This is a genomic window from Cellulosimicrobium sp. JZ28 (assembly GCF_015327065.1).
GTDB lineage: Bacteria > Actinomycetota > Actinomycetes > Actinomycetales > Cellulomonadaceae > Cellulosimicrobium > Cellulosimicrobium funkei.
In genome coordinates this window covers 3,977,382-3,996,429 of record NZ_CP017660.1, presented here as the reverse complement: position 1 = coordinate 3,996,429, position 19,048 = coordinate 3,977,382, and the positions used below count along the sequence as shown (strand labels likewise).

Sequence of the window (19,048 nt, the reverse complement as noted above, 5' to 3'; positions counted from 1 at the left end):
CTGACATCATCTGTTCAAGCGTTCTCGGCAGCGTCGCCGCGCTCCCCCGCGACCGTCCGCCCGCGCCGAGCACCGACCGGAAGGAACGGCATGATCGGACACCTCCGCAGACCCGCGCACCGCGCGGTGACCGTCGCCGCGGCGCTCACGCTCGCGGTGGGCGGCGTCGTCGCCCCCGTCACGACGGCGTCGGCCCACCACACGACCCTCGCCCCCGACTTCGACCTCGCGCCCGCGACCGGCGGACCGGGCTCGTACACCGAGCAGCAGCTCGCGACGAACGGACAGGGCGGCTTCCCCAACTACCGCATCCCGGCGCTCACCGTGGCGCCCAACGGCGACGTCCTCGCCTCGTACGACGGCCGCCCCACCGCGGCCGACTCCCCCGGGCCGAACTCGATCCTCCAGCGCCGCTCCACCGACGACGGCGTCACGTGGGGGCCGCAGGAGGTCGTCGCCGCCGGGAAGACCACCGCGCCGATCGAGGGCTACTCCGACCCGAGCTACGTCGTCGACCGGGAGACGGGGACGATCTTCAACTTCCACGTGAAGTCGTACGACCAGGGCTTCGGCGGGTCCCGGCCGGGCGTCGACCCGACCGCGCGCGACGTCATCCACGCCAACGTCTCCGCCTCCACGGACGACGGCCGCACGTGGACCCACCGCACCATCACCGCCGACGTCACGGCGGACCTCGGGTGGCGCTCGCGCTTCGCCGCGTCGGGCCAGGGCATCCAGCTCCGCTACGGCCCCCACGCGGGCCGGCTCGTGCAGCAGTACACGATCATCAACGGCTCCGGCCAGTTCCAGGCCGTGTCCGTCTACTCCGACGACCACGGCGCGACGTGGCAGGTCGGGCAGCCCGTCGGCACGGGCATGGACGAGAACAAGACCGTCGAGCTCTCGGACGGGCGCGTCATGCTCAACTCGCGCGACTCCGCTGGGTCGAAGTACCGCAAGGTCGCGTACTCGACCGACGGCGGCGTGACGTACGGGCCGGTCACGCTTGACACGGAGCTGCCCGACCCGACCAACAACGCGTCGATCGTGCGCGCGTACCCGAACGCGCCCCAGGGGTCGGCCGAGGCGAAGGTGCTCCTCTTCTCGAACGCCGCGTCGCAGACCGGGCGGGTCAACGGCACCGTCCGCGTCAGCTACGACGACGGCGAGACGTGGCCCGTCGCGCGCGTCTTCCAGCCGGGCGGCATGGCGTACTCGACGCTCGCCACGCTCGCGGACGGGACCGTCGGCCTGCTCTACGAGCCCGGCGGTGGCGGGGGCGGCATCCGGTTCGCCAAGCTCGACCACGACTGGCTCCTCGCGGCCCCGAGCAGCACGCCGGGCGAGGTCGAGGTCACCACGGCGAGCGTCACGAGCGCGACCCCGGCCGGCGGCTGGAAGGTCGGCGACGTCGTCACCTACTCGTTCACGGTGACCAACCTGTCCGACGCCGTGACGACCGTCTCGCCGACGGGGAACCTCGAGCGGTTCGACCCCGCGCAGGGCGCGCCGAACTGCCGCTACCGCAACCTCGGGGCGCGCGCGGCGTACACGTGCACGTCCGCCCGGCACACGATCACGCAGGCCGACCTCGACGCGGGCTTCTTCGCCCCGCGCACCACGTGGACGTCGACGTCCGGCACGACCGTCACCACCGTCGAGCACGAGGGTCCCGGCGTGTACTTCGGCGCGCCCGGGAACATCAGCGTGCGCGGGACGCACGCGAACCCGCAGCAGTCGTACGCCGTGGGCGACCGCCTGAGCTTCACGTTCGACGTGCGCAACCTCTCGACGGCCGCGACCCAGGTGGTGCCCACGGGCAACCTCGCCGGGCTCGACCCCGCGAACGCCGCGCAGAACTGCCGGTACCGGAACCTCCCGGCCGAGGGGTCGTACACGTGCACGTTCGCGCACCACGTCGTCACGCAGGCCGACCTCGACCGCGGGTCGTTCACGCCCGCCACGACGTGGACCTCGACCTCCGGGTCGAGCGTGACGGTCGTCGAGCTCGACGGTCCGACGGTCGAGCTCGCCGCCGCCCCGGCCGTGCTCGCGGTCCAGGCGACGAGCCGCTGCCTCGCCGGCGGCGCGTACGTCGCGGTCACGGCGCGCAACACCGGCGACGAGCCCGCCGACGTCACGCTGCGCACGCCGTACGGCGAGCGCACGGTGGCGGACGTCCAGCCGGGCCGGGCGGCGTACCAGTCGTTCGCCGTCCGCGCGGCCGCGGTCGACGCCGGCAGCGCGAGCGCCGGGACGGCCACCGCGGCCGTGGACGCCGACTACGCGGCGACCGACTGCTCCTGACACCGGGAGCGTCCGGCCGGGTGACGCGGGGGCGTCACCCGGCCGGGACGGCGTCGGTGCGGGCCGGGGCACCGGCCGACCGGCGCGAGAGCAGCGCGGCGGCGAGGAAGCAGACGGCGCCGAGGAGCGTCCCGGCGTCGTCCCACCACGCGCTCAGGTACGTGCCCGTGGACGGGTCGACGTACGCCCCGACGGCGGACGCCGCGAAGGCGACGGAGCCGATCATGTTCAGCCACGTGCCGTGCCACGTGCGCGCGTCGGTGTCCCACAGATGGCCCCGGTCGCGCGTCGCGAGGACCGCGAGCGCCGACGACACGAGGAACGCGACCGAGCCGTAGGCGTCGGGCCTCCACCCCACCCACAGCTCGGTCGGGGCCTTCACGGCCGCGACGAGGGCCGCCGTCGTGCTCACGTTGAAGCACAGCGTCCCGACGAGCTGCACGGCGGCGGACCACCAGTCCCAGCGGTCGGCGGGCGGCGTGCCCGTGCGGGGCGGGCGGCGCCCGCTCAGGCCGAGCTGGACGAACGCCGCGGCCGTGAAGAAGACCGAGCCGACGACGAACGTCACCCCGGTCGCCACGGCGCCCACCGCGCCCGCGTACGGCGGGAGCGCGCCGACGAGGAAGCACAGCGACCCCGCCGCGAATCCCCACGCCTCGCGCCGCAGGCGACGCCCCGGGTCGGCGGTGCGGGTGCGGGTCATGCTCGTCCTTCCGCCGGGCCGGGCCGGCCCGCGCGACGGCGGACCGGCCGTGTCAGGCGAGGATGCGGGCCTTCTGGGCCTCGAACTCGGCCGGGGTGAGCACGCCCTGGTCACGGAGCGCGGCGAGCTGCGTGAGCTGCTCGATGCGCGCGTCCGTGGCCGCCGGGGCGGGTGCCGGCGCGGCGTACTGCGGCGGCGGGGCCGCGTACTGCGGCTGCTGCGGCGGGTCCGCGTACTGCGGCTCCTGCGCCGACTCCTGGGCGGCCCAGCGGCCCGCCTGGCGGCGCGAGACACGGTTCGAGACGGCGGTCGCCGTCCCGGCGACGACGGCGGTGCGGGCGACGCCGCGGAGCAGTCCTGGCACGGTGGTCTCCTTCCTGGCGCCGGTCAGCCGACCGGCTCGGTGGCGTCCAGCGACGCGATGAGCGCCTGGACCGGGATGCGCCCGCTCGCGACGAGCTGGGCACCGTTGCGACGCAGCGCGGTCGCGAACGGCGCCGCCCACACGTTCTCGTACACCAGCACGACGGCCGTCATGCCGGGCTCGACGGCGTCCACCGCCTGCGCGAGGTCGTCGTCGTCGAGCAGCCCCGACCGCGCGCCCTCGAACACCGCGAGCTCCGTCGACCCGTCGTCGAGCTCCTCGAGCCCGACGGCCGTCACGCCGCCGTCGTCCTCGCGGCGCACGACCACCAGGTCGAGCACGCGGATGATGCCGCGGTCCACGAGGTCGACGAGGTAGGGGAACGCGGCGTCGCCCGTCGCGCGGTCCGTCGGGAGCTCGACGACGAGGAAGTCGACGGGCCCGCTCTCCCGGAGGTCGTCGAGCCCGTCACCGGGCCCGTCGCTGAGTTCCTGCGTCATCGTGGCGTCCTCCCCGCGTCCGTCCCGCGCGGCGCACGGGCTCGACCCCCAGGCTCGCCCCCGGGCGCCGTCCGCGTCCTCACCCGGGAAGTGTGAAGTCGCGTCACAGGTACGCGACGTGCACGCCGTCGATGCGCCCGTCGAGCGCGAACGGCATCCGGTCCGCGTACGCACGCGACACCGCGCCCCCGTACGCGCGTCCCACGTCGAGGCAGTCGTTCGCGGAGAACAGCAGCGGCGCGCTGACGGGCACCGTGCCGGAACCGACCTCCTCGCCGTCGAGCCGCAGCACGACGTCGAGCGGCCCGGCCGGCCGCGGCTCGGCGTACGTCGTGACGATCTCGACCGTGTGGTCGCCCACGGTGAGCGGCGCGCCCGACCGCACCACGGTCCGCTGGACGAGGAACAGGTTGTACTCGTAGGTGAGGACGCCGTCGAGCAGGAAGCAGGTCAGCCCGCCGCCCGCGCCCCCGAGCTTGTAGAGCACGCCGTTCGCGGCGTCGGGGACGGAGAGCCGGATCTCGACCCGGTTCGGGCGGTTGCCCAGCGCCGGCGCGCAGAACTCCGGGATGCGCACGGTGTCCCCCGAGAGGTCCCACGCGGTGTACGGGGGACTGATCCGGTCCTCGGGGTGCATGACCGGCACCCACAGCCCGCCGCCCACCGGGAGCGCGTCGTTGCGCGCCGCCTCGATCGCGAAGAGCTCCTTGAGCTCGGCGAGCTTCTCGGGGTGATCCGCGGCGAGGTCGTGCGCCTGGCTCCAGTCCTCGTCGAGGTGGTAGAGCTCCCACCGGTCCTGGTCCGGGGTCCACGTCTGGATCCCGGCCGGCATCCCCTGGACCCACGGCAGGCGTGGGCCGGTCGCCGACGCCATCCAGCCGTCGGAGTAGATCGACCGGCTGCCCATGATCTCGAAGTACTGCGTCCGACGGCGGCCCTCGGCGCTGGCGTCGTCGATCGAGTACGCGAGGCTCGTCCCGTCGATCGGGTCCTGCGGGACGCCGTTCACCGTCTCCGGGTGGGAGATGCCGAGGATCTCGTAGATCGTCGGCACCAGGTCCACGACGTGGTGGAACTGGGTGCGCGGCACGGGGTCGGGCTCGATGTGCCCGGGCCAGCTCACGAACATCGGGTTCCGCGTGCCGCCGAGGTGGGACGCGAGCAGCTTCATGCCCTGGTACGGCGACGACCCGGCCCACGCCCACGCGGCGTGGTACTGGTTGTCCGTCGCGGGGGTGCCGAGCGCGTCGAGGCCCCCGAGCTCCTCCAGGGCGGCGATGTGCTGCTCGACCGTCGAGGGGATGCCGTTCTGGGCGAGCAGCTCGCTGATCGTCCCGTTCTGCCCCTCCCCCGACGAGCCGTTGTCGCCCCAGATGTAGACGACGATCGTGTCGTCCGCGTAGCCGAGCCGCTCCACCTCGTCGAGCAGGCGCCCGGCCTGCACGTCCGCGTGCTCGCCGAACCCCGCGGCGACCTCCATGAGCCGCGCCTGGAACGCCTTCTGGTCGTCGCGGATGTCGTCCCACCCCGCGAGGCTCTCGGGGCGGGGCGTCAGCTCGGCGTCCTCGGGCACCCAGCCAGCCGCCTTCGCTCCCGCGAGGGCCCGCTCCCGGTAGGCGTCCCACCCGTCGTCGAACGCGCCGGCGTACTTGTCCGCCCACTCCTTCATGACGTGGTGCGGCCCGTGCAGCGCGCCGGTGGCCCAGTAGACGAAGAACGGCTTGTCCGGCGCGTTCGCCTTGTGGTCGCGCAGCCACCGCATCGCGTCGTCGGCGATGTCCTCGCTGAGGTGGTAGCCCTCCTCCGGGGTCCTCGGCGGCAGGGTCGGGGTCGTGTTGCGCACGAGGTGCGGCTCGTACTGCGACGCCTCGCCCGCGAGGAAGCCGTAGAAGTACTCGAACCCGTACCCGGTGGGCCAGCGGTCGAACGGGCCGGCCGTCGTCGTCTCCTCCGCCGGGGTGTTGTGCCACTTGCCCCACGCGCCGGTCGCGTACCCGTACTGGCGCAGCACCTCCGCGATCGTCGCGCTGCTCTTCGGGATGTGCCCCGAGTAGCCGTCCCAGTCGTTCGCGAGCTCCGCGATCTGGCCGTTGCCCACCCGGTGGTGGTTGCGCCCGGTGAGCAGGGACGCGCGCGTCGGCGAGCACATCGCAGTCGTGTGGAAGCGGTTGTACCCGATGCCGTTCGCGCGCACCCGGTCGAGCGTCGGGGTGCGGACGGCGCCCCCGAGCGTCGTCGGGAGCGCGGGCCCCGCGTCGTCGATGAGGATCACGACGACGTTCGGCGTGCCCGGGGGCAGGTGGCGTTCCGGCGGGCGCGGGGAGTAGGTCGACTCCTGGATCGTCCGGCCCGCGACGCTGCCGGAGCGGCGGGGCGGGAACGGCAACGACCGCTCCGTGGGCAGCGGCGGTCCGACGACCGTCCGGCGGGGCTCGGTGCTCATCCACTCTCTCCCGTCTGTCCTGGGCCGTGCGGACCGACGCCGTGGCCCGCCCCGGGTGCGGACCTGCCGAGGTGCGGTGGGCGGGTGCGACGTCGTCGCCGACCGGCGCGCAGCAGGACGGCGCGGCGGAGGGCATCGGCTCGACCGTACGGACGACGAGCGAGGCGCGGCATCACCCGCGACGGGCGAACCGGGTGGGGTCGACGCCGCCGCACCCGACCTCCGCGAGGAGACGCGGACCTGCGGGGACGGGTGCGCACCGCTTGACCGGGCGGCAGATCGGCCATGATGGTCCTCGGTGTCGCGCGCGGCCAGGGTCGTCGACCGCGACGTGCACGGTACCGGGACCGGTCCGCGACGAGGGGGCACTCATGGAGGAGCAGGACGTCGACCGGGCGTACCGGCCGACGAGACCTCGGCGCGTGCGCCTGCCCGTCTGGGCGGGGACGAGCCTCGTGGTCGTCGGGGCGCTGGTCGTCGTGGCGCTCCTCGTCTCGCGGCTCTCCGGCGGCGCAGAGGCCTGCCCCGCGATCGGGTACGCCGATCTCCTCGAGGTGGTGCTGACCGGCGACACCGAGGAGGTGCACCATCTTCAGGTGCGCGACGGCGGAGGCGACGTGTGGCAACCACCGCTGCCGACGGGTCCCGACGCACAGGAGCCAGCCATCGCGACCTCGCGGGAGGGCGACACCTGGTCCTTCAGTCTTTTCTTGCCGACGAACCCGGTCGGGCTGCGCGCCCTCGACGAGACCGGAACCGTCCTCGCCGAGACCGAGAAGTCCGTCGACTGGGTCCGCGTCGGAGGGTCGGAAGCGTGCGGCGGCCCGATGGAAGCCCGGGTGGGCTGGACGCTCTGATCACCTCCGAGCACGGACCGGCCGTCGACGGCCACCCGTAGGGCCCGAGCGTCGTCCGCGTGCCCTGCCGCCGCCCGATCAGCCAGCCAGGCGACGCAGAGCAGGACGGTCGCGATCGCGAACAGCTCGACGGCCGGGCGCGCAGCGCGAAAGCCCCACGTCCAGCCTCGTCCGTCGTCCATGCCTGAGGAGTGTGGCAGAGGCCGGGTGTCGTCTCGGACGGATCGGCGCGCGGGTGTCGGCCTACGGCGTGGTGGGGGTGTCGAGCGCCTGCTCGGCCAGGACCTCACCGGTGCGCGCGCCGCTCCCCCGAGCGACAGCGGTACGGCACGACGACGCCTCTGCCGCCACCCCCTGAGCCGGTCGGGGCTCGTCGCTCCCGGGCTCTGCGGCGCTCGTTGGCGTCAGCCCAGAGCCACGACCACCCTTCCCGACCTTCGCGCGAGAGCCGTCTCAGCTACAGCTGTTCTCGACGTGCTCGGTGACCGCGCTGAACGAGGCCTGGTAGTCGTCGTCGAGCAGAGCTCGGTCCCGTCGTCGCCGTCGGCCAGGGCGTCCGCCACGTCCGAGGCCGTCGTCGTCACGCGGTCCCAGTCCGCGCTGAGCGCGTCGGGCGCGGTGACCTCGCGCATCGCCTCGGCGTCCTGCGCGAACGCGTCCGCGGCCTCCTCGCGCGTGAGCGACTCCGTGCTGGCCCTGACGGTCTCCTCGTAGGACCGGGCGGCGTCGCAGAAGCTCGGCTCGTCCGCCGAGCAGGCCCCTGCCGACACCAGCACCACACCTGCCGCGGCGACCGCCGCGACCCGGGACCGCAGAGCTCTCATGACCGTCCTCGCCTCGCACCCCGCCCGGCCTGGGCGGCCCGGCCTCCCCGGGCGGGCCGAGGAGCACTGCCGATGATGCCCCAGGCCCTCCGTCACCGCTCTCGGACGGCGAGCACGAGCCTCAGCGGCGCCGTCTGCGTAGCGTGGTGCCCATGACACGCGTCGAGAGCTCGAAGGTCACGGTGGTGGGCGCCGGGAGCGTGGGGACCAGCCTGGCGTACGCCGCGCTGATCCGCGGCTCCGCACGGACGGTGGCGCTCTACGACATCAACCGCGCGAAGGTCGAGGCCGAGGTGCTCGACCTCGCGCACGGCACGCAGTTCACGGGGGCGAGCCAGGTCGTCGGCGGCGCGGACCCGTCGGTCGCGGAGGGGTCGCACGTCGTCGTCATCACCGCCGGTGCGAAGCAGGACCCGGGCCAGAGCCGCCTGGACCTCGCGGGCACGAACGTCCGCATCCTCGAGACGCTGCTGCCGCAGCTCCTCGAGCATGCGCCGGACGCCGTCTACTGCATCGTCACCAACCCGTGCGACGTGCTGACCGTCGCCGCGCAGCAGATCAGCGGCCTGCCGACGTCGCGCGTGTTCTCGTCCGGCACGGTGCTCGACACCTCCCGGCTGCGCCGCCTCATCGCCGACAAGGCTCGCGTCGCGGCGACGAGCGTGCACGCGGACATCGTGGGCGAGCACGGGGACACGGGGTTCGCGCTGTGGTCGCAGGCGCGCATCGGGCCGGTGCCGATCCTCGACTGGGTCTCGCCCGACGGCCACCACTTCACGCACGGCGAGCTCGACGAGATCACCGACCAGGTGCGCCAGGCCGCGTACCGGGTGATCGAGGGCAAGGGCGCGACGAACTACGCGATCGGGCTCGCGGGGGCCCGGATCGTCGAGGCGGTCGTCAGCGACCAGCACGCCGTGCTGCCCGTCGGCACGGTGCACGACGACTACCGCGGCATCGGCGGCGTCGCGTTCTCCGTACCGAGCGTCGTCGCGTCCGGTGGCGTCCAGCAGGTCCTCGACCTCACGATGTCGGCGGCCGAGGAGCGTCAGCTCCGCGCGTCCGCGGAGGCCCTGCACGCCGCGCAGCAGGACCTCGGGCTGGAGTAGCCGCCCGCGCCGGGGGCGCTCCGCTTGCGGGTGGAGCCCGGCGCACGGAGCGTGGTGCTCGTCCGGGACGCGCCGTGAGGCCGTCCACCGACGCGAGCGTCGTGCGCCGAGGCGACGCCCACCGAGGAGGCCGCCATGACCGACAGCAGCGGACGCCACGCGTCCGGCACCGCACGGGACGAGGAGTCGCGGCCCGCCCCCGACGCCGACCACAAGCCCGACTCCCCCACGGACCTGCGCAAGCCGTCGTGGGGCTTCGCCGTCAAGGGCGCGGTGCGCGAGTTCATGGACGACCAGTGCACCGACCTGGCCGCCGCGCTGACGTACTACGCGGTGCTGGCGTCGGCGCCCGCGCTGCTGGCGCTCGTGTCGATCCTCGGGCTCGTCGGCGACGGCGAGAAGGCCGTCGAGTCGGTGCTCAAGAGCGTCGAGGGTGTCGTGCCGCAGACCACCCTCGACATGATCAAGCCGCTCGTCGAGAACGCCGCCAACACGGACAAGGCCGGGTTCGCGCTCGTCATCGGTGTCGTGCTGGCCCTGTGGTCGGCGTCCGGCTACGTGGGCGCGTTCTCGCGGTCGATGAACCGCATCTACGAGATCGAGGAGGGGCGCCCGATCTGGAAGCTGCGCCCCGTGATGCTGGGTGTCACCGTCATCACCGTGCTGCTCGCGGGCCTGGTCGTGGGGAGCCTCGTCCTGTCCGGGCCGATCGCGCGCCAGGTGGGCGAGCTCGTCGGCCTCGGGGACACCGCGATCGCCGTCTGGCAGGTCGCGAAGTGGCCGGTCGCGCTCCTGCTCGTCGTCATCCTCGTCGCGCTGCTCTACCACCTCACGCCGAACATCAAGCAGCCCAAGTTCCGCTGGGTCAGTCCGGGCGCGATCCTGGCGATCCTCGTCTGGGTCGTCGCCTCGGCGGCGTTCGGCCTCTACCTCGGCAGCGGGTTGAGCAACTACGGCGCGACCTACGGCACCCTCGCGGGCGTCATCATCTTCCTCCTGTGGCTCTGGCTGACGAACCTCGCGCTCCTGCTCGGCGCCGAGCTCGACGCCGAGGTCGAGCGCAGCCGCGAGCTGCAGAGCGGGATGCCCGCGGAGGAGCGCATCCAGCTCCCGCCGCGCGACACGCGCGCGAGCGACAAGAAGGCCGCCAAGCGCGAGAAAGCCGTCGAGCAGGCGCGCGCCCTCCGCGAGTCGAACGGCCGGTCGACGGACACCGACAGCGACACCGACTCCCCCGGGACCGGGCGCGCGAGCACGGACGACGAGGGCACCGGCCCGGGCACGACGCCGCGGCGCGACTGACCGCGCCGGCGCCGCCGGGCTCGACGCGCCCGGCGGCGCCCCCGCGGTTACGGTCGTGCCGGGTCGAGACGAGGCCCGTCCTCGATCCCCCGGAGCCGCGACGTGCCCGACCTCGCTCGACCCACCACCCCCGGCCTCGTCCCGCTGTACCTGGGCCCGCCGTCGACCCCGCTCGCCGACCGGCCCGCGCTCGTCGGGACGGACGAGCTCGCCGCGATCGACGCGGCCGGGACCGACGTCGCGGCCCTCCTCGACCACGCGCGGACAATCGGCGCCCGGGCACCGTTCCCCGGCGACGGGCAGACCGCCGGGCTCTGGGGGTCGCTCGCCTCGCTCGCCGCGACGGACGTGGGCGCCGCGCGCGTCGTCGAGCCGCACCTCGACGCCCTCGCGATCCTCGGGCAGGTCCCGGTCCCCGTGGCGCTCGACGCCGTGGGGGCGGGTCCGGACAGCACGTGGGGCGTGTACGCGGCGGAGGGTCCCGGGGTCCGGCTGGAGGCGCACGAGCGCGACGGCGCGTGGGTGCTGTCGGGCACGAAGCCGTGGTGCTCCCTCGCCGCCGACCTCTCGCACGCGCTCGTCACCGCGTGGACCGACGCCGGTCGGCGGCTGTTCGCGGTCGGGCTGCGGTCGCCGGGCGTCGTCCCCGCCGATGGCCCGTGGGTCGCGCGCGGGCTCGCCCAGGTCGTGAGCGCCGCGGTCCGGTTCGACGGCGTCCCGGCCGTGCCGGTCGGGGCGCCCGGCTGGTACCTGGAGCGGCCGGGGTTCGCGTGGGGCGGCATCGGCGTCGCGGCGTGCTGGTGGGGCGGCGCCGTCGGGCTGGCGCGGACTCAGCGCGACGCGCTCGCCGCGCGCGAGCCGGACCAGCTCGCGCTCGCGCACCTCGGTGCGACGGACCGCGCGCTCGCCGCCGGGCAGGCGGTCCTCGCGGAGGCCGCGAGCGCCGTCGACGCGGGCATCGAGGGCCCTGACGCCTCCCTGCTGGCGCGGCGCGTCCGCGGGGTCGTCGCGGAGGTCGTCGAGGAGGTGCAGCGCCGCTGCGCCCACGCGCTCGGCCCGGGCCCGCTGACCACGGACGAGCGGTTCGCGCGACGCGTCGCGGACCTCGGCCTGTACGTGCGCCAGCACCACGCGGAGCGCGACGACGCGTCGCTCGGCCGCGCCCTCCTCGCGCACGGGACGACGGCGTGGTGACGTTCGACCACCGCGAGCCCGGCACGTCGGAGGACGCCTGGGTGCGCGCCGGGATCCTGGACGTCCCGCGCCTCGACGTGGGCGAGGTCGCGCACCTCGTGGTGCTCGCCGCGCACCCCGACGACGAGTCGTTCGGCGCGGCGGGGCTCGTGCACGAGCTGGCCGGTCGCGGCGCCGCGGTCACCGTGGTGGTCGCGACGGACGGCGAGGCGTCGCACGCGGGCTCGACGACGATCTCGCCCGAGCGGCTCCGCGCCGTCCGCCGCGCGGAGGTGGCCGAGGCGGTGGGCGTCCTGGCGCCCGCGGCCCGGCTCGTGCTGCCCGGCCTGCCCGACGGCGGTCTGCGCGAGCACCGCCACGACCTCGCCCGGGTGCTCGGCGACGTGCTGGACGACGTGCTCGCCGGGCCGGGCGGCGAGGGCGTGCCGCCGTCGTCGGTGGTGCTGTGCGCGCCGTGGCGCGGCGACGGGCACCGCGACCACCGGATCGCGGGCGAGGTGGCGGCGGAGGTCGCCGACCGCCTCGGCGTGCGGCTCCTGGAGTACCCGGTGTGGCTGTGGCACTGGGCGGACCCGGGCGACGACGCGGTGCCGTGGCCGACCCTGCGTGCCCTCCCCCTCGGCGCCGCGGCACGGGACGCCAAGCGGCGCGCCCTCGCGGCCCACGTGACGCAGGTCGAGCCGCTGTCCGCGACGCCGGGCGACGAGGCGACGCTCGGCCCGGAGATGCTCCGGCACGCGGACCGCGGCGTCGAGGTGCTCGTCGACGCGTCGGGCCGCCGGGTCGCGAAGGAGCCCGCGGACCCGGGCGCGAGCCTCGACGTGGGGTTCTTCGAGCGCTTCTACGCGGGCCGGCGCGACCCCTGGGGGTTCGAGACGCGCTGGTACGAGCAGCGCAAACGGGCTGTCCTCCTCGCGAGCCTCCCGCGGCCGCGGTTCCGGGCCGCGCTCGAGGTCGGGTGCTCGACGGGCGTGCTCACGGCCGAGCTCGCCGCGCGCTGCGACCACGTGGTCGGCGTGGACGTCGCCGAGGCTCCGCTGGCGGAGGCGCGGCGCCGCCTCGGGCCGGAGGTCGAGCTGATGCGTCTCGACACCCCGGGCGAGTGGCCCGACGGCACGTTCGACCTCGTCGTGCTCTCGGAGGTCCTCTACTACTACGGTCGCGACGACCTCCACCGCGCGCTGGACCGGGCGACGGCGTCTCTCGCCACCGACGGCGTGCTCGTCGCGTGCCACTGGCGGCACGACGTCGTCGAGTACCCGCTGGGCGGCGACGAGGTGCACGCGCGTCTCGCCGCCCGCCCGGAGCTCGACCGGCTCGCGCACCACGTGGAGGAGGACTTCGTCCTCGACGTGCTGGTCCGCCGTCCGGCGGTGTCGGTCGCGCGCGCGACGGGGCTGCTGTGAGCGCCCCGGGGAGCGGGTCGGCGGGCGCCGTCGAGCGCGTCGTCGTGGTCGTCCCCGCCCGCGACGAGGAGGAGCTGCTGCCGCGCTGCCTCGCGGCGCTCGGGCGGGCGACGGCCGTCGTCGGGCGGGACCGGCCGGACGTGCGGGTCGCGGTCGTCGTCGTGCTCGACGGCTGCACCGACGGGAGCGCGCGCGTCGCCCGGGCCGCGGGCGTGCGCGTGGTGGAGGTCGCGTACGGCAACGTCGGGCGCGCTCGTCGGGCGGGGGTGCGCGCCGGCGTGGCCGACCTGCGGGTGCGCCGGGACGACGCCGCGGCGCGTACGTGGCTCGCGTGCACCGACGCGGACTCCGCGGTGCCCGACCACTGGCTGACGCGTCAGCTCGACCTGGCCGACGCCGGGGCGGACGTCGTGGTCGGGACGGTCCGCCCCGAGCTGGCCGCCCTCTCGCCGGACCGGGCGCGCGCGTGGCTCGCGACGCACCGGCCGGGCACGGCCAACGGGCACGTGCACGGTGCGAACCTGGGTGTCCGCCTCACGGCGCACGACGCCGCGGGCGGGTTCGCGCCCGTCGCGGAGCACGAGGACGTGGGGCTCGTGGAGCGCGCCCGGACCGCGGGGGCGCGCGTCGTCGCCGACGCGGCCGGGGAGGTCCTGACGTCGGCGCGCCTCGTCGGACGCACGCCCGGCGGATACGCCCGGCACCTGCGCGAGGACCTGCTCGCGCACGACCTTCCCGCCTGAGGCGCCACCCTTCCGGCCAGCGCAGTCCCGACGGCCGGGTCAGGCGCTCGTGCGCCGCACGACGACGGACGGGAACGTCCGCTCGTCGTCGTGCCGCCGCCCGAGCAGGGCCGCGGTCGCGGCGGCCGCGATGCGCTCCACCGGGTGCGTGGCCGTCGTCAGGCCGGGCCCGGCCTGCTCCGCGAACGGCTGGTCGTCGAACCCGGTGACGGCGACGTCGTCGGGCACGCGGACGCCGTCCTCCGCGAGCGCGCGCATCGCGCCCACGGCGAGGGTGTCGCTCATCGCGACGAGCGCGTCGACGCCCGGCCAGCGCCGTCGTGCCTCGCGCGCGGCCTCGGCGCCCGCGAGCCACGAGAGGTCGGCCGCGACGACGCGCGCCGGGACCCCCGCCTCCCGGACCACGCCCTCGTACGCCTCGACGGCGCGCCGCGAGCCGGGCAGCCAGCCCGGCCCGGTGAGCATGACGACGTCGCGCCGCCCGGCCGCGAGCACGTGCTCGACGAGCGCGGCGATCCCCGCGGCGGCGTCGACGTCGTACGAGGGGACGCGGCCGTCCGCGGGGCCGATCGCCGCGACGCGCGCCACCAGCTCGCGCGGCACGCTCGCGAGCACGTCGGCCGAGTAGTCGACGAGCAGCACGCCGCCCACGCCGGGGTCGCGCGCGAGGCGTCGCAGCTCCTCGCCGGGGTCGCGGCCGAGCCAGCGCAGCGCCACCCCGACGCCCTGGGTGTCCGCGGTGCGGCTCGCCGCCGCGACGACGCGCGCGACGTAGGGGTCGGCGAGCAGGTCCGCCGACGGCGAACCGACCGCCACCACGACGCGCTCGCCCCGCCCGCTCGCGAGCGCCCGCGCGCCCGGGTGCGGCACGTAGCCCAGCTCGTCGACCGCCGCGAGGACGGCGCGGCGCGCCTCGTCCGACACGCGGCCCGCCCCGCGCACGACCCGCGACGCCGTCGACCGCGAGACGCGCGCGGCGGCCGCGACGTCGTCGAGCGTGGTGGTCGGCATGGCGTTCTCCTGGGCGGGGTCGTGTCGGCGGTGACGGGCGACGCGCCCGGACCACCACGCTAACCCGGGGAGCACGCTCCGTGGAAGCGTTCCCACACCGTGTCCGCGCTCGGGTTTCGCGGCCCGCGGAGCCGACGACCGGACGCCCGGCCGCGCCGTCAGGACGCGCGGGTCGTGGCCACGCGGTCGTCGTCCGTCGTGCGCGCCTGCCGGGCGGCGAGGCGCAGCGCGACGACGGCGACCCCCGCGCCGACGAGCGCGCCGATCGAGTTGGAGAGCCAGTCGTTCGTGTCGCACGACCGTCCCAGCGCCGGGATGAGCGCCTGGAACGCCTCGACGAGCGCCGACGCGACGACCCCGCCCAGCAGCGCGACGAGCGTGCGGCGGAGCAGCAGTGCCGCGAGCATGACCGGCGGCACGAACAGCACGACGTTCGCGAACAGCTCGACCCGGGCCGGCGTCGGCAGGGCCCACCCCACCGTGCAGACGGCGTACAGCTCGCGGTCGACCGGGACGAGCGTCAGCAGGAGCAGCGGCACGAGGGACAGGGTGAGCAGCGCGCCGGTGAGGCGGCGGCGACCGACGAGCCACGAACCCAGGAACGGGCCGACGACGACGAGGGCCGCGAGCGCGAGCGGCGACATCCAGGGGTGCGCGACGAGGAGCGTGGAGATCATGGGGGCGACAGTCTGTCAGGAGACGCGTGTCGGCGGGGCACGGTAGACCTGTGCCATGACGACGACGCCCGCGCCCTCGCCCGCCCCGACCCCGGACGCGGGCTGGTGGATCTGCCGCACGTGCGCCGTCGAGCACGCCGAGCGCCCCGCGGTGTGCGCGATCTGCGCCGACGAGCGCCAGTGGGTGCCCGCCACGGGCCAGGCGTGGACCACGCTCGCCGAGCTCGCCGCGGCGGGCGAGCGCCTCGTGCTGGAGGAGCTCGAGCCCGACCTGTTCGGCCTGACGAGCGAGCCGACCGTCGGCATCGGGCAGCAGGCCAAGATCGTGCGCACCCCGGCAGGCACCCTCCTGTGGGACCCGCCGGGCTACGTGGACGACGCCGCCGTCGAGCAGGTGCGCGCGCTCGGCCCGGTCGTCGCGATCGCCGCGAGCCACCCCCACATGTTCGGCGTCCAGGTCGAGTGGAGCCGTGCGCTCGGCGACGTCCCCGTGCTCGTCGCCGAGGCGGACGCGCACTGGGTCGCGCGGTCTGACCCGGTCATCGAGACCTGGACCGGCGAGCGCGAGGTGCTGCCCGGCGTCGTGCTCTCGCAGCCGGGCGGCCACTTCCCCGGGAGCGCCGTCGTGCACTGGGCCGCAGGCGCCGACGGTCGGGGCGTGCTGCTCTCGGGCGACACGATCTTCGCCAACCCCGACCGCACGTCGGTGAGCTTCATGCGGTCCTACCCGAACCGCATCCCGCTCTCGGCGGCCGTCGTGCTGCGCGTCGCCGAGCGCGTGGCGCGGCGCCCGTTCGAGCGGCTCTACAACAACTTCGAGGGCGTGATCCCCGCCGACGCCCGGGCGGTCGTGCTCCGCTCCGCGCAGCGGCACGCCGCCTGGGTCCGCGGCGACTTCGACCACCTCACCTGACCGCACCGCCGGCCAGGGCTGCGACCGCGCGCAGCCCGGCCGAGGATGGGAGCCGGAGGTGACGACGATGCCGAGACGTGTCTCAGGGGCCGCGGTGGCGGCGACGGGGACGTGGGTCGACCCGGACGGCGTCCGCATGCCCGCCGGCGAGGTCCACGCGTGGGAGCGCGGCACCAACGCGACGGTGTGCCGCCTGCAGCTCAGCCGCCAGGGTCTCGTGCGGTTCCCCCACGTGACGTGGGCCGACGTCCAGCCCGCGACCGGGCGGGACGCCGACGCCGTCACGTCCGTCTGCCGCCGCTGCGCCGCCGGGACGGGCGCCCGGCGCGACGAGAAGCCGTGGCGCCGGGTCGACCCGCGACCGTGACGGCGTCCTGCCCGGGTCGTGGACAGGTCGCCCGCAGGGCGCTCTGCGGGCTGGCCGTCGTCGTGGCCGTGGCGTCCGGCTGCGCTCTCGGGACCGGCGAGCCGACGGCGTACTGCCAGCCCGACGACCCGCTGGTGACGCCGCAGCGCGTCGCTCCGGGCGACGACCTGCATGTCGAGGTGGCGGGAGGCAGCGGCAGCACGGGGTGCGAGCGCGAGCTGCCCGCCCGCGCGCGCTACGAGGTGCTGATCACGGTCGCGGGACCCGCGGACGATCCCGCCACCGGCTGGTACAGCGTCTCCCTCGGGGTGCTCGAGCCCGACGACGAGGGCGACGCGGTGTGCACGTTCCCGGTCCCTGACGGCGCGCCGACCGGCGAGGCCGAGGTCTCGGTGAGTCTCCGGCACGCCCCCACCGTGTGCGAGGTCGACCCGACGATCGGGTGCGCTGCGCCGCCGTCCGCGCTCGTGGACGTCGCGCCCTGACGCCGGCGCCGTGGGACTCACGCCGAGACGGCCACCGGGGTGCCGGGGACGTCGCGCCGCACGACCGCCGCCTGCGGACCGGTGCGGAGCGCGACGAGCGCGACGTCGTCCTCACCGTCGCCGGGGAGGACCTGGGAGAGCGCCGTCCGCACCACGTCGTCCAGGCTCGCGCCCGCCAGGCCCCGCAGCGCGTCGGCGAGCGCGGCGACGTCGTCGCGGATGCTGTGCCCCCGGCGCTCCACGAGGCCGTCCGTGTACAGGACGAGGGTGTCGTCGGTGCCGAGCTCGACCGTGTGGTCGTGCCGGCCCGCGCCGGGTCGCAGGCCGAGCGGGAGGTCGTTGCGCACGGTGAGCACCTCGACCGCGCCGTCCGCGCGGACGACGACCGGGGGCAGGTGGCCTGCGCTGGACCAGCGGACGGTCCGCACGCCGCGGGAGCGCTCGTCGTCGCTCTGCTCGATGCGGGCGACGACGGCGGTCGCCACAGCGTTGATCCCCAGGGCGAGGCCGTCGATCGCGGCGTCCACGCGCTCGAGCAGGCGGGCCGGCGTCGCGCCGCTGTCGTAGCCGATGGCGCGCACCAGGCCGCGGAGCTGGCCCATCGTCGCCGCGGCGCCGAGGTCGTGCCCGACGACGTCCCCGATGACGAGGGTCGTCACGCCGTCGGACGCCACGAACGCGTCGTACCAGTCGCCGCCGATGTCGCGGTCGTGGGTCGCGGGCTGGTAGTGCACCGCGACCTCGAGGTCCTCGGGCTGCGGCGGCTCGGTGAGCACGGCCTGCTGGAGCACGAGCGCGAGCTCGCGGGCGCGCGCCGTCTCCTCCTCCGACCGCTCGGCCCGACGGCGCAGCTCGTCCAGGGTCGTCCGCATCCGCGCGGCGTCGCGCAGCGCCGCACCGATGGTCGTGGCGAGACCCGTGAGGTAGCGCGCGTAGTCGTCGTCCCACGGGCGGCCGGTCGCCGCCTGGAGGACCAGGACGCCCGCAGCACCCCGCGGGCTCGCGTCCCGCAGGGGCTTGACGACGCGGCCCCGCGCGACCTCGCGCTGACCGGTCGCGAGGGTGCGCCCGACGGCCTCGGCCTCCGTGCCGTCGGCCGCGTGGCCCGCCTCCAGGAGCACGCGGGGGCGCGGGCCGTCGATGGCGTAGAACGCGACGCGCGCGACGTCGGCGCTGCGGGCGAGCACCTCGACCACGGGACGCGCGAACGCGGCCAGGCTGCCGGCCGTCGTCGGCAGGACGGCGTGCAGCTCGCCGAGCGTGAGCAGACGGCGCTGGTTCACGACCTCGCGCGTCGTCTCCGTCGCGATGTCGAGGACGCCGGCGATCCGGCCCTCGTCGTCGCGCAGCGGGCTGTAGGAGAAGGTGAAGTAGGTCTCCTCGTCGAAGCCCGACCGGTGCATGACGAGGGGCATGTCCTCGCTCCACGTCGCGCGGCCCTCGGTGAGCACGGCGTCGAACAGCGGCCCGATGTCGTCCCAGATCTCCGGCCACACCGCACGGACCGGCGCGCCGAGCGCGCTCGGGTGCTTGTCGGTGCCGAGCATCTCCCGGTACCCGTCGTTGTAGAGGAGCGTCAGCTCCGGGCCCCACACGATCATCGCGGGGAACCGGGTGGAGAAGCACAGCCGCACCGCGTGGCGGAGGGCGACCGGCCAGGTCGTGGGCTCTCCCAGCGGGGTGTCCGCCCACACGACCTCGCGAGCGAGGCGACCGACGTCGCTGCCCGACGTCGCCTCGTCAAACCAGCTCGCGTCCGCGTTCACCTCCGCATCGTAGTGGGCGCCGGGGCCTCGCGACCGCACCTGGGGCGTGCTGAGACGGGCCGTTAATCGCTGTTCCA

18 protein-coding genes are annotated in these 19,048 nt (G+C 75.5%); 10 read left to right on the top strand and 8 right to left on the bottom strand.

Going from position 1 to position 19,048, the window contains the following annotated elements:
• Nucleotides 1–90 precede the first annotated feature (90 nt).
• On the top strand, nt 91–2,307 hold the full coding sequence (locus BJP59_RS17950; protein WP_194521645.1) for a sialidase family protein: 2,217 nt from the start codon (nt 91–93) through the stop codon (nt 2,305–2,307).
• Between the two features lie 34 nt (nt 2,308–2,341).
• On the opposite strand, the gene BJP59_RS17945 is transcribed toward BJP59_RS17950, so the two are convergent.
• From BJP59_RS17945 to BJP59_RS17930, 4 genes are all read right to left on the bottom strand, one after another.
• Nucleotides 2,342–3,010: a YrhK family protein gene (locus tag BJP59_RS17945; RefSeq protein ID WP_194521644.1), complete on the bottom strand. Its 669-nt coding sequence runs from the start codon at nt 3,008–3,010 to the stop codon at nt 2,342–2,344.
• 52 nt (nt 3,011–3,062) lie between these two features.
• Nucleotides 3,063–3,374: an SHOCT domain-containing protein gene (locus BJP59_RS17940; protein ID WP_194521643.1), complete on the bottom strand. Its 312-nt coding sequence runs from the start codon at nt 3,372–3,374 to the stop codon at nt 3,063–3,065.
• A 23-nt stretch (nt 3,375–3,397) separates the two neighbouring features.
• A complete protein-coding gene (locus tag BJP59_RS17935; protein WP_021480863.1) occupies nt 3,398–3,874 on the bottom strand; it encodes a DUF6325 family protein in 477 nt (158 codons plus the stop codon).
• Nucleotides 3,875–3,977: 103 nt separating this feature from the next.
• Nucleotides 3,978–6,317: an arylsulfatase gene (locus tag BJP59_RS17930; RefSeq protein WP_194521642.1), complete on the bottom strand. Its 2,340-nt coding sequence runs from the start codon at nt 6,315–6,317 to the stop codon at nt 3,978–3,980.
• A gap of 455 nt (nt 6,318–6,772) precedes the next feature.
• Here BJP59_RS17930 and BJP59_RS17925 point away from each other — a divergent pair, with 455 nt between their 5' ends.
• Complete coding sequence (locus tag BJP59_RS17925) at nt 6,773–7,174, top strand: hypothetical protein (protein WP_194521641.1); 402 nt, start codon at nt 6,773–6,775, stop codon at nt 7,172–7,174.
• 404 nt (nt 7,175–7,578) lie between these two features.
• Here BJP59_RS17925 and BJP59_RS17920 read toward each other — a convergent pair whose 3' ends face one another.
• Entirely contained in the window at nt 7,579–7,998 is a 420-nt protein-coding gene (locus BJP59_RS17920; RefSeq protein WP_194521640.1) for a hypothetical protein, read from the bottom strand.
• 152 nt (nt 7,999–8,150) lie between these two features.
• On the opposite strand from BJP59_RS17920, the gene BJP59_RS17915 reads away from it, so the two are divergent.
• The 5 genes from BJP59_RS17915 (at nt 8,151) to BJP59_RS17895 (ending at nt 13,752) form a co-directional block, all read left to right on the top strand.
• A complete protein-coding gene (locus tag BJP59_RS17915) occupies nt 8,151–9,107 on the top strand; it encodes an L-lactate dehydrogenase (protein WP_194521639.1) in 957 nt (318 codons plus the stop codon).
• A gap of 135 nt (nt 9,108–9,242) precedes the next feature.
• The gene (locus BJP59_RS17910) at nt 9,243–10,409 is read left to right on the top strand and encodes a YihY/virulence factor BrkB family protein (protein ID WP_194521638.1); all 1,167 of its coding nucleotides are present in this window, start codon (nt 9,243–9,245) and stop codon (nt 10,407–10,409) included.
• Between the two features lie 102 nt (nt 10,410–10,511).
• Entirely contained in the window at nt 10,512–11,603 is a 1,092-nt protein-coding gene (locus BJP59_RS17905) for an acyl-CoA dehydrogenase (protein WP_194521637.1), read from the top strand.
• The gene (locus BJP59_RS17900; RefSeq protein ID WP_228485163.1) at nt 11,600–13,009 is read left to right on the top strand and encodes a bifunctional PIG-L family deacetylase/class I SAM-dependent methyltransferase; all 1,410 of its coding nucleotides are present in this window, start codon (nt 11,600–11,602) and stop codon (nt 13,007–13,009) included. The genes BJP59_RS17905 and BJP59_RS17900 overlap by 4 nt, the downstream gene beginning before the upstream one ends.
• Complete coding sequence (locus BJP59_RS17895) at nt 13,006–13,752, top strand: glycosyltransferase (protein WP_194521635.1); 747 nt, start codon at nt 13,006–13,008, stop codon at nt 13,750–13,752. The genes BJP59_RS17900 and BJP59_RS17895 overlap by 4 nt, the downstream gene beginning before the upstream one ends.
• 39 nt (nt 13,753–13,791) lie before the next feature.
• Here the strand turns inward: BJP59_RS17895 and BJP59_RS17890 are convergent, their stop codons facing one another.
• Both BJP59_RS17890 and BJP59_RS17885 read right to left on the bottom strand, forming a co-directional pair.
• Entirely contained in the window at nt 13,792–14,763 is a 972-nt protein-coding gene (locus tag BJP59_RS17890; RefSeq protein ID WP_194521634.1) for a LacI family DNA-binding transcriptional regulator, read from the bottom strand.
• A gap of 158 nt (nt 14,764–14,921) precedes the next feature.
• Complete coding sequence (locus tag BJP59_RS17885) at nt 14,922–15,440, bottom strand: VanZ family protein (RefSeq protein ID WP_194521633.1); 519 nt, start codon at nt 15,438–15,440, stop codon at nt 14,922–14,924.
• Nucleotides 15,441–15,495: 55 nt separating this feature from the next.
• Here BJP59_RS17885 and BJP59_RS17880 point away from each other — a divergent pair, with 55 nt between their 5' ends.
• From BJP59_RS17880 to BJP59_RS17870, 3 genes are all read left to right on the top strand, one after another.
• Nucleotides 15,496–16,353, top strand: a complete 858-nt coding sequence (locus BJP59_RS17880) for an MBL fold metallo-hydrolase (RefSeq protein ID WP_194521632.1) — start codon at nt 15,496–15,498, stop codon at nt 16,351–16,353.
• Between the two features lie 67 nt (nt 16,354–16,420).
• Nucleotides 16,421–16,720 (top strand): hypothetical protein, encoded by a 300-nt coding sequence (locus BJP59_RS17875; protein WP_034653057.1) that lies wholly within the window; start codon nt 16,421–16,423, stop codon nt 16,718–16,720.
• Complete coding sequence (locus tag BJP59_RS17870) at nt 16,693–17,205, top strand: hypothetical protein (protein ID WP_194521631.1); 513 nt, start codon at nt 16,693–16,695, stop codon at nt 17,203–17,205. Before BJP59_RS17875 ends, BJP59_RS17870 begins: the two co-directional genes overlap by 28 nt.
• Nucleotides 17,206–17,222: 17 nt before the next feature.
• On the opposite strand, the gene BJP59_RS17865 is transcribed toward BJP59_RS17870, so the two are convergent.
• Nucleotides 17,223–18,971, bottom strand: coding sequence for a SpoIIE family protein phosphatase (locus BJP59_RS17865; protein WP_194521630.1), 1,749 nt, complete (start codon nt 18,969–18,971; stop codon nt 17,223–17,225).
• Between the last annotated feature and the right edge of the window lie 77 nt (nt 18,972–19,048).

Coding starts and splice junctions, on each gene's coding strand:
- BJP59_RS17920 (WP_194521640.1), bottom strand. CDS start 7,998: ATGAGAGCTCTGCGGTCCCGGGTCGCGGCGGTCGCCGCGGCAGGTGTG.
- BJP59_RS17945 (WP_194521644.1), bottom strand. CDS start 3,010: ATGACCCGCACCCGCACCGCCGACCCGGGGCGTCGCCTGCGGCGCGAG.
- BJP59_RS17875 (WP_034653057.1), top strand. CDS start 16,421: ATGCCGAGACGTGTCTCAGGGGCCGCGGTGGCGGCGACGGGGACGTGG.
- BJP59_RS17930 (WP_194521642.1), bottom strand. CDS start 6,317: ATGAGCACCGAGCCCCGCCGGACGGTCGTCGGACCGCCGCTGCCCACG.
- BJP59_RS17890 (WP_194521634.1), bottom strand. CDS start 14,763: ATGCCGACCACCACGCTCGACGACGTCGCGGCCGCCGCGCGCGTCTCG.
- BJP59_RS17910 (WP_194521638.1), top strand. CDS start 9,243: ATGACCGACAGCAGCGGACGCCACGCGTCCGGCACCGCACGGGACGAG.
- BJP59_RS17885 (WP_194521633.1), bottom strand. CDS start 15,440: ATGATCTCCACGCTCCTCGTCGCGCACCCCTGGATGTCGCCGCTCGCG.
- BJP59_RS17950 (WP_194521645.1), top strand. CDS start 91: ATGATCGGACACCTCCGCAGACCCGCGCACCGCGCGGTGACCGTCGCC.
- BJP59_RS17935 (WP_021480863.1), bottom strand. CDS start 3,874: ATGACGCAGGAACTCAGCGACGGGCCCGGTGACGGGCTCGACGACCTC.
- BJP59_RS17880 (WP_194521632.1), top strand. CDS start 15,496: ATGACGACGACGCCCGCGCCCTCGCCCGCCCCGACCCCGGACGCGGGC.
- BJP59_RS17915 (WP_194521639.1), top strand. CDS start 8,151: ATGACACGCGTCGAGAGCTCGAAGGTCACGGTGGTGGGCGCCGGGAGC.